The organism is Siphonobacter sp. BAB-5385 (assembly GCF_002261125.1).
Classification (GTDB): Bacteria; Bacteroidota; Bacteroidia; order Cytophagales; family Spirosomataceae; genus Siphonobacter.
This window is the reverse complement of sequence record NZ_NMPS01000240.1, coordinates 81,981-90,475: the sequence shown is the minus strand read 5'-3', so window position 1 is coordinate 90,475 and position 8,495 is coordinate 81,981. Positions and strand designations below refer to the sequence as shown.

Annotated in this window: 9 protein-coding genes; 5 read left to right on the top strand and 4 right to left on the bottom strand. The window is 50.1% G+C overall.

Going from position 1 to position 8,495, the window contains the following annotated elements:
• Positions 1-137 precede the first annotated feature (137 nt).
• Together hemW and mtgA are read left to right on the top strand one after the other, a co-directional pair.
• Positions 138-1,277, top strand: a complete 1,140-nt coding sequence (hemW, locus tag BWI93_RS25625) for a radical SAM family heme chaperone HemW (protein ID WP_094816724.1) — start codon at positions 138-140, stop codon at positions 1,275-1,277.
• A gap of 125 nt (positions 1,278-1,402) precedes the next feature.
• A complete protein-coding gene (gene mtgA, locus BWI93_RS25620; RefSeq protein WP_094816722.1) occupies positions 1,403-2,113 on the top strand; it encodes a monofunctional biosynthetic peptidoglycan transglycosylase in 711 nt (236 codons plus the stop codon).
• Here mtgA and BWI93_RS25615 read toward each other — a convergent pair.
• Positions 2,110-2,676: a Maf family nucleotide pyrophosphatase gene (locus BWI93_RS25615; RefSeq protein ID WP_369679226.1), complete on the bottom strand. Its 567-nt coding sequence runs from the start codon at positions 2,674-2,676 to the stop codon at positions 2,110-2,112. The genes mtgA and BWI93_RS25615 overlap by 4 nt on opposite strands.
• A 131-nt stretch (positions 2,677-2,807) precedes the next feature.
• On the opposite strand from BWI93_RS25615, the gene BWI93_RS25610 reads away from it, so the two are divergent.
• The 3 genes from BWI93_RS25610 to BWI93_RS25600 are packed head-to-tail and all read left to right on the top strand — an operon-like array spanning position 2,808 to position 5,257.
• Positions 2,808-3,347: a GNAT family N-acetyltransferase gene (locus BWI93_RS25610; protein ID WP_141217604.1), complete on the top strand. Its 540-nt coding sequence runs from the start codon at positions 2,808-2,810 to the stop codon at positions 3,345-3,347.
• A gap of 3 nt (positions 3,348-3,350) precedes the next feature.
• A complete protein-coding gene (locus BWI93_RS25605; RefSeq protein ID WP_094816716.1) occupies positions 3,351-4,130 on the top strand; it encodes a hypothetical protein in 780 nt (259 codons plus the stop codon).
• Positions 4,106-5,257, top strand: a complete 1,152-nt coding sequence (locus tag BWI93_RS25600) for a hypothetical protein (protein WP_094816714.1) — start codon at positions 4,106-4,108, stop codon at positions 5,255-5,257. The genes BWI93_RS25605 and BWI93_RS25600 overlap by 25 nt, the downstream gene beginning before the upstream one ends.
• Here the strand turns inward: BWI93_RS25600 and BWI93_RS25595 are convergent, their stop codons facing one another.
• From BWI93_RS25595 to BWI93_RS29230, 3 genes are all read right to left on the bottom strand, one after another.
• The gene (locus BWI93_RS25595) at positions 5,258-6,127 is read right to left on the bottom strand and encodes a TraB/GumN family protein (protein ID WP_094816712.1); all 870 of its coding nucleotides are present in this window, start codon (positions 6,125-6,127) and stop codon (positions 5,258-5,260) included.
• 88 nt (positions 6,128-6,215) lie between these two features.
• Entirely contained in the window at positions 6,216-8,159 is a 1,944-nt protein-coding gene (locus BWI93_RS25590; protein ID WP_255158071.1) for a S9 family peptidase, read from the bottom strand.
• 20 nt (positions 8,160-8,179) lie between these two features.
• Complete coding sequence (locus BWI93_RS29230) at positions 8,180-8,368, bottom strand: hypothetical protein (RefSeq protein ID WP_255158070.1); 189 nt, start codon at positions 8,366-8,368, stop codon at positions 8,180-8,182.
• Positions 8,369-8,495 lie beyond the last annotated feature (127 nt).

The window sequence follows — 8,495 nt, the reverse complement described above, 5'->3', positions numbered from 1 at the left end:
AGTTTTCAGTTGGCGGTTTTCTGTTTTCAGTTTATCTCTACAACGTTAGGCATTCTGGGGCACAGAAACATGCTGTGTTCACGGACATGCGTTGGCTTCCTAACTGAAAACTGACAACAGAAAACTGCAAACGTTCCATGCACTTATATATCCACGTTCCTTTTTGCCGGCAGGCTTGCTATTATTGCGACTTTCATTTCAGTACTTCCCTGCAGGGACGTGCGGAGATGGTAGAAGCTATTTGCCGGGAAATCGAACTGCGGAAAACGTACCTGCCAGATGCATCGCTGGATACTATTTATTTCGGCGGTGGTACGCCTTCGCTGTTGGAAGAAGCGGATTTTCAGCACATTTTCCAGACCATTCATCAGCATTTTCGGGTACATCCAGGAGCAGAAATTACGCTGGAAGCGAATCCAGACGATCTTTCGCGGGAGAAATTACAGTTGTTTCACCGCATGGGAATCAATCGGCTGAGCATTGGCATTCAGTCTTTCCATACGCCCCATTTACAACATCTCCACCGAATTCACTCGGCGGAGGATGCCCGTACCTGCGTGCGGATGGCCCAGGAAGTGGGCTTTGAAAATATTACGATTGATCTCATCTACGCCATTCCTTCTTCTGAAACCGATCCGCATGCCATCTGGCGAAAGAACCTGGCGGAAGCGATGGCTCTAGGGGTACCGCACATCTCAGCCTACTGCCTGACCATTGAGCCCCAAACGGTTTTTGGTAAATGGCTGAAAAGTAAACGGATTGCTCCCATTGATGATGAATTTGCCGCCGAGCAATTCCAAATCCTGCGGGATACCTTACGGGAGTACGGGTATGAACAGTACGAAATCTCCAACTTTGCCCGGCCCGGACGGCATAGTCAGCACAACAGCAGCTATTGGCTTCAGCACCCGTATCTGGGCGTGGGGCCTTCGGCTCACAGTTACGACGGACTTCGCACGCGTCAGTACAATCGCTCAAACAATCCGCAGTACGTAACGGCCCTTCAGCAAGGCCTGATTCCAGCTGAAATCGAGGACCTGACCGAACAGGATCTGGTGAATGAATACGTCTTAACCAGCCTGCGTACGCACTGGGGAACGGACGTCGAACGTATTCGTCAGCTTTCAGAAACCGGCTTGAGCGTGATTGAAGCTGCCCTTCCCGCACTCCAGCAGAACGGCTGGATTCGCCGGGAAGGTTCGATGCTGTTTTTGACGGAAACGGGCAAATTATTCGCGGATCGCGTGGCCGAGGAGCTTTTCTGGGTGGAGGCTTAAGGGGCTTTTTTACGATCCCTTACTCGAAAACCGTCATTGCACTACTATTTTTGTTTCAACCCCTTGGTTGCTTTCGAAGAGAAGTACCAGTACAACCACGGGTTTGATCCACTAGCTATTGACGTATGCCCGCCTCGAAAAGCCCTGATACCTATCGTTCCTGGCCTCAACAAGTCCTTCGATTTTTCGGCAAAATACTGTTCTATTTTATCGTCCTTTCGATTGGCGGCACGCTGGTCTTTCGTTTCGTTCCCATTCCCATTACCTGGACGATGCTTGACCGAAAGATTACCAACGGAGGAAAATTATATTACGACTGGACTTCTTACGACGAAATTTCTCCGGAAATGGCCCTGGCCGTCGTCGCTTCAGAGGATCAGCGATTCCCACAACATTTTGGCTTCGATTTTGAAATGATGGGCAGTGCGTTCAAGAATAACCTGAAAGGCCGCCGCATCAAAGGAGCCAGTACCATCAGCCAGCAGGTGGCGAAAAACGTGTTTTTGTGGCAGGGCCGTAGTTATTTCCGCAAAATGCTCGAAGCCTGGTTTACGCTGCTTATTGAAGTGATCTGGGGTAAACAGCGAATTCTGGAAGTGTACCTCAACGTAGCCGAAACCGGCCCCATGACCTTTGGCGTCGAAGCCGCCGCTCAACGATACTACGGTAAACCGGCGGCCCGACTCACGCGGACCGAAGCGGCCCGCATTGCCGCCGTATTACCCAGCCCCAATCGTTTTCTCATTGCCCGGCCGTCGAGTTACGTGCAACGACGTACCAACAGTATTTCCCGGCAAATGCGGGCACTGGGCGGTAAATCTTACCTGATCTTCTAAACCGTTTGCAGAAAACCTGCTTCCACCAGCTGGGCGTATACCCGGTGAATAGGCAGGCCCATTACGGTGAAATACGATCCTTCGATGCGATCGATGCCAACCATGCCGATAAAATCCTGTACGCCGTAGGCCCCGGCTTTGTCGAAAGGACGGCAGGCTTCCAGGTAGTAGTCGATCTCCCATTCGGTCAGTTCGCGAAAGTGAACGCGGGCCGTATCGGCAAAGCTCCAGGTTTGCTCGGCACTCATCAGGCATACCCCCGTGGTTACTTCGTGCGTCTGGCCGGAAAGCAGACGTAACATTCGCCAGGCATCGGCTGCATCTATAGGTTTATTTAATATTTTTTCGTTGATTCGGACTACGGTATCCGCCGTCAACACCAGATTATTCTCCAGAAGGGAACGAAAGGCTTCTGCCTTTTTCAGAGCCAGAAAAACGGGTACGTCCTGGCTGGGCATATCCTCCGGAAAATCTTCTTCAGTGGGCAACACCTGTACCTGAAATGAAAACCCCGCATCCCGTAAGATTTGCTGACGACGCGGTGAATTAGATCCTAAAATCAATGGTTTGGAAAGAGAAAGCATCCTGTGTGTTTTTCTTTTAGCCGTATGATACCTGCTAACATTGGCCAGCCGTACGCTAAACAACTTATTGGATAGAACCGTTGTACTACGGTTCAGAACTAAGCTTGGTTATGATTGATATTGCAAAAGTACCGGTTCAGCTCCGACTGGGCACTAAAGACGATACAAAGGTTTTAACAAAACTCGCCAGTGAGACCATGCGGGAAGCCTTTGGTGAACAGAACGAGTCCAAACACATTGACGCCTATATCAGTCAGGCCTTTCACAAACTCAGCGTACAGGCTGAACTGGCTGATACCAAACATAACACCTTCTGGCTGGCATTTCAGGGCGAAGAACTGGTAGGGTACTGTAAACTTAACCGCAAATCCGAAAAGCCCCGGAACCTGAAAGGATACAAGGCCGTAGAATTACAGCGAATCTACGTGTATGATCAGTACAAAGGACAGGGCATTGGCAAGCAGCTACTCGACGCCTGTCTGGAACAAGCTCGTCAGGAAAAATACCAGGCTGTGTTTTTAGGCGTTTGGGAAAAGAATGAATCGGCCATTCATTTCTACGAACACATGGGTTTTGAAAAGATGGGATGGCACTACTTTCTGTTTGGCTTCGACCGCCAGCGAGACTATTGGATGGTAAAACATTTATAACCCTTGATCACTACGTTACGCATCGGATTGCTGGCTCTGTTTCTACTCGGAACTGTGGCTATTCCCTTTGCGTGCCGGGCTCAGAAACCCGTTCCTTCGGCGGCGGATTCGGCCAAAATCCTCACTCCCATTCAGCGGGACAGCATCCGGTTTACGAGACTTCGTAACTCCATGAAAAAGCGGAACTGGACGGGCAGTATCTACGATTTCCTGTTTAAGTACCCCTACAACACCAACGCCCAAAGTCAGGCCGTTTCTAAAATTGAGGACAACCCCTTCAAGCCCTATGCGGGAAAAACGATTCGTAACGTTGACATCAAGCAACTGGATGTATTCGGTCCTACCGTGTATGATACAGCCCGCGTAGCTACGCACTGGGTGGAGCGGCTGGGCAACCGACTGCACCACGATACCCGCGTTAACACCATTCATAAATCGCTGCTATTCTTCAAGTCTGGCGATCAGGTACAGCCCGACGTCCTGAAAGATAACGAACGGATTCTGCGGCAAACGCCGATTTTCCACGATGCCCGGATCTTTGTTTTTCCGGTGAAAGGCGAACCGAATCTGGTCGACGTGCTCGTCATTACGCAGGATGTCTGGTCGCTGTTACCCGACGGTGGCGTAGGTGGGCCTACGAATTTTAACCTGGGTTTTGAACAGAAAAATGTCCAGGGACGGGCTCACGCCTGGAAAACCTGGGTCTCTTACAACGGCGAAGCCCCTACCAGCCCTTCGAGTTTTACTCCCGCTACACCTTGCCATATATTGGCAGGTCGCTGACGACTACGCAATTCTACGCTGATTACTTTCGGGATCGGAAGCAGTTTGGAGGCCGTATCCAGAAGGATTTCATTCGCCCGGAAATCAAGTATGCGGGAGCCTTCGAAGTATCGTATTACGTTGAAAATAAGTTTGTTTTCATTGATCCCAACTCCGACACAACCGTTAAGTCGCACATCAAATACGCCTATCAGGATGCCTGGTTTGGGCGAGCCATCCGGCTGGGCTTCAAAGACAAGAAGCTCGACCAGCGGTCGCGTCTGATTGTGGCTTTACGAACCAGTGGCTATGGGTATACCAACCGGGATAATTTACCCGAAGGAGCCAAAAACCTCTTTCCGGGCTCACGGCAGTATCTGGGCAGCATTGGTTATTCCAACCGAAACTACCAGCGGGACGTGTTGATTTACGCCTTTGGACGCACCGAGGACGTTCCGGTAGGATTTCTGGCCTCGCTAACCTGGGGTAAGGAAAAATCGGATCTGGGATTACGTACCTATTCGGCCTTACGCCTGGCTCATGGCACCTACCTCAAGAACAAAAAAGCGGGCTACCTGTATATGCTGGGTTCGCTGGGCGGTTATCTGGAAGATGGCGAGATTCAGCAGGGCACGTTTAATCTGGAGGGCAATTACTTTAGTCCGCTAATGTCGGTCAAACGATCGCAGTTCCGGCATTTTATCACGGTTCGCTATACCGCAGGCATTAACCGCTTCCAGTATGAATATTTGACGCTCAACAATCAGGAAGGCCTTCGGGGCATTCGTAGTAACTTTTTAAGGGGTGATAAACGGCTGGTCATTAACCTGCAAAGTGTGTTTTTTTCCCCTTTTCAGATCTTTGGTTTCCGTACGGCCATGTTCCTGCAGGCGGATTTGGGCTTTCTTTCCTTCTCCAATAAGAATTTGTTCGCCAATACGTACCAGGGTTATGGCATCGGCTTTCGCTTCCGAAACGAAAACCTGAACTTCAACACCTTCCAGATTCGCATGGGTTATTACCCCAACATTCCCGGCAACCGCTCCCCGATCCGCCTGGAGGGCAGTGGCGAGTCAGTTCTACGCATGCCTGATTTCCGGATTGAAGCACCGGACCGTACGGATTTGTTCCGTACGTCCCGGCAATAGTTATTTAACGTTAGTATCTACACTTTTTACCGTATATCCCTGCTCTCTAAGCAAAGCCAGTACGCCTTTCGGTCCACCCAGGTGGGCGGCTCCGACAGCGATGAAACTGGGTTTTTCGTGAATGGACTTCGTAATGACAGGAATCCAGTTGCTGTTTCGCTGCCAGAGCAAATCCTGTAGCTGATCTTTGAAATCAGGATCTTTTTCGCTGGCTTCGTACAGAGCTTCGATGTCCTGCTTGCGGTACAGCTCCAGCATGGCATTAAATTCTTCCTGCGAATGTCCGTACTCCCGAACGTATTTAACCAGTTGTTCAGCTCCCTTTTTAGGCCCGGGTTTGTCAATAACCGCGAATTGATCGGCCGCTTTTTCCAGGCCTAAAACGGGTTTTTTATCCGTGGTTGCTTTCTGCATGAAGACTATTTCTGGCGACCCGGGCGTACAGCCCAGCATTTTCGGATAGATCATGCTCATCAGTACAAAGGGCTTCATCTGCTTCATGCTTTCCAGATTCGTTTTCAGGGAATCTTTGAAAAACTGATTGAGGTAGTCGTAATCCGCTTCTGAAACTAGGTCTTTCAACGTTTGGCCTTTCAGGTACATGCTACTCATCATCGATGAGAGTTCCTTCGGATCATCCATGTCGATTTCGAGGTACAGTTGTTCGGTCCCCTTGAGTTTTTCCAGGGCTACTGGACTGATCTGTAAATCTTTCTGACACAGCAAGTGAAAGGTTCCGTAGAGGTACGAGGGTTTCGTCAGGCCCTTTCCGGATACCTCATAGAGTAATGAAGGCGTGGTTTTTTGACTGAAAGCGTGGGAAGAAAGCAGCAGGAGCAGGCCCGCTCCGAGTTGTTTCAGGTACTTCATGGTGGGATGTTTAGGCGGTACTACTTCGAGCAGTTTAGCAGGAAAGATACGTCAGAAACGTTGCTCTCCTGCTAAATTCAAGATCATATTATTGCAAAGGCCAGCCGATCCGATCCAGGATAAAAGCGTACTGAAAAGCCACTTCCTTGAGGTAATCAAAGCGTCCGGTAGCCCCGCCGTGACCCGAACCCATATTGATTTTCAGTAGCGTCAGGTTCTGATCCGTTTTAAGGGTACGCAGCTTGGCGACCCACTTGGCAGGTTCGTGAAAACCTACCTGCGAATCGTTCAATCCGCCCGTAGCCAGAATATTCGGGTAAGCCTGAGCTTTCAGGTTATCGTAAGGCGAATACTGCCGGATGTAGTCATAATCCGCCTTGACGGTTGGGTTGCCCCACTGCTCGTATTCCTGCGTCGTCAGCGGCAGACTGGTATCCAGCATAGTATTGATGACATCCACAAACGGTACTTCGGCAATCACCACGCGGAACAGCTCGGGCCGCAGGTTCACGACGGCACCCATCAGAAGTCCTCCGGCACTACCACCCTGAATGGCGAAACGGTCGGAAGCCGTATACTTTTCCCGAATCAGGTACTCGGCACAGGCGATGAAATCCGTGAAGGAATTCATCTTTTTCTGGAGTTTCCCATCTTCGTACCACTGCTCGCCCAGATCACTACCCCCGCGAATCTGAGCAATGGCATACACGAATCCCCGATCGACCAGACTGAATACATCGGAATCGAAGTACGCATCCGAAGAATACCCGTACGAGCCATAGCCGGTCATCAACACCGGATTTTTACCGTCCAGCTCCAGTCCTTTTTTGTGGACGACGGCCATCGGCACCTTCACGCCATCGGGAGCCGTGGCCCAGAGACGTTTCACTTCGTAGGCCTCCGCATCGAAACCGCCGGGTACTTCTTTCTCCTTGAGTTTCGTCGTAGCTCCGTTGGTCATGTCGTACTCGAACGTACTCATGGGCCGGTTGAGCGAAGTATACCCGTAGCGAATTTTGGTTGATTTGAAGTCGGGCAGGCCCATCGAAAAGGCCGAATACACGGGCTCCGGAAACTGGATGGATTTCGTTGCACCGGAAGTCAACTCCCGGATTCGCATTTCCAGCAAGCCTTCGTTGCGTACTTCAATCACCAGATAATTTTCGTACACGTCCGTATCCTCAATTTTCACCTTCGGATCGTGCGGTACGATTTCCTTCCAGTTTTTCCGATCCGTATAGTCCTTGCGGGGCAATTCGTAAATTTTCTGGTTGAGATTCTGTTTGTCCTTGTACGTCAGATAAAAGTGTTGCGGATGGACGTCGACATTGTACATCACGTCTTTCTGACGCGGCATAAATACTTCAAACTTGCCTTCGGGCTGACTGGTCGGCAGTAGTTGTACCTCCGAAGTCGTATAACTGCCCGAGGAAAGGATGATAAATTCCTTCGATTTCGAACGACCGACACCCAGTGTAAAAAGGGCATCTTTCTCTTCGTACAACAGCACATCCTTGATTTTGGAACCCAGCGTGTGCCGATACAGCCGATAGGGCCGCAGAGCTTCGTCGTACCTGAGGTAATAGATGGTTTTGTTGTCCGTACCCCAGACGAAACCACTGATGTCTTCGATTTCGTCCGGCAGGATCTGGCCCGTGCGGAGGTCTTTAATTTTGAGCGTAAACTCGGCGTAAGAGCCCGTGGTATTGCTCTGGAAAGCCAGCAGGTTCTGGTCTTCGCTCATCTGGATTCCCGCCAGAATAAAGGCTTCGTGCCCTTCAGCCAGTACATTGCCGTCGAGCGTCACTTCTTCCGCAGCCGACAGACTGCCTTTTTTCCGGCAATTGATGGCGTACTGTTTGCCCGTTTCGGTGCGGGAGTAGTAATAGTATCCGTTGATGAATACGGGAACCGACTGATCATCTTCCTTGATCCGGCTCCGCATTTCCTTGTATAATTTTTCCTGAAAAGGCTTGGTGGGTGCCATCACCGTATCGGCGTAGGCATTTTCTGCTTTCAGGTACTGAATCACTTCTGGATTTTTCTTGTCCTTTAACCAGAAAAATCATCAACCCGCTGGTACCCGTGTTCAGTAAACGATTGGGGTTTCTTGGGGGCGATGGGTGGTTTAGGATAAGCGTCTTGATTAGCCACGGGATTTAATTCTTTAGTGGATGAAGAGGTACAGGAAAAAAGAGCTGCACCCAAACTTAAAGACAGAGCAACGCAGAAAAGTTTCATGGGGGGTAAGGTTTGACGAGGAGCACTACGAATCAGTACGTTGAAAAGGTACGTAGATTTTCCACTTCTGATAATTCCTTACCCTATTTATACAAAAAGGAGCCCTTTCACGGGGCTCCTTTTTAAT

Excerpts from the sequence above, each read along its gene's own strand:
- BWI93_RS29230 (WP_255158070.1), bottom strand. The coding sequence starts at position 8,368 with ATGAAACTTTTCTGCGTTGCTCTGTCTTTAAGTTTGGGTGCAGCTCTT.
- mtgA (WP_094816722.1), top strand. The coding sequence starts at position 1,403 with ATGCCCGCCTCGAAAAGCCCTGATACCTATCGTTCCTGGCCTCAACAA.
- hemW (WP_094816724.1), top strand. The coding sequence starts at position 138 with ATGCACTTATATATCCACGTTCCTTTTTGCCGGCAGGCTTGCTATTAT.
- BWI93_RS25595 (WP_094816712.1), bottom strand. The coding sequence starts at position 6,127 with ATGAAGTACCTGAAACAACTCGGAGCGGGCCTGCTCCTGCTGCTTTCT.
- BWI93_RS25610 (WP_141217604.1), top strand. The coding sequence starts at position 2,808 with ATGATTGATATTGCAAAAGTACCGGTTCAGCTCCGACTGGGCACTAAA.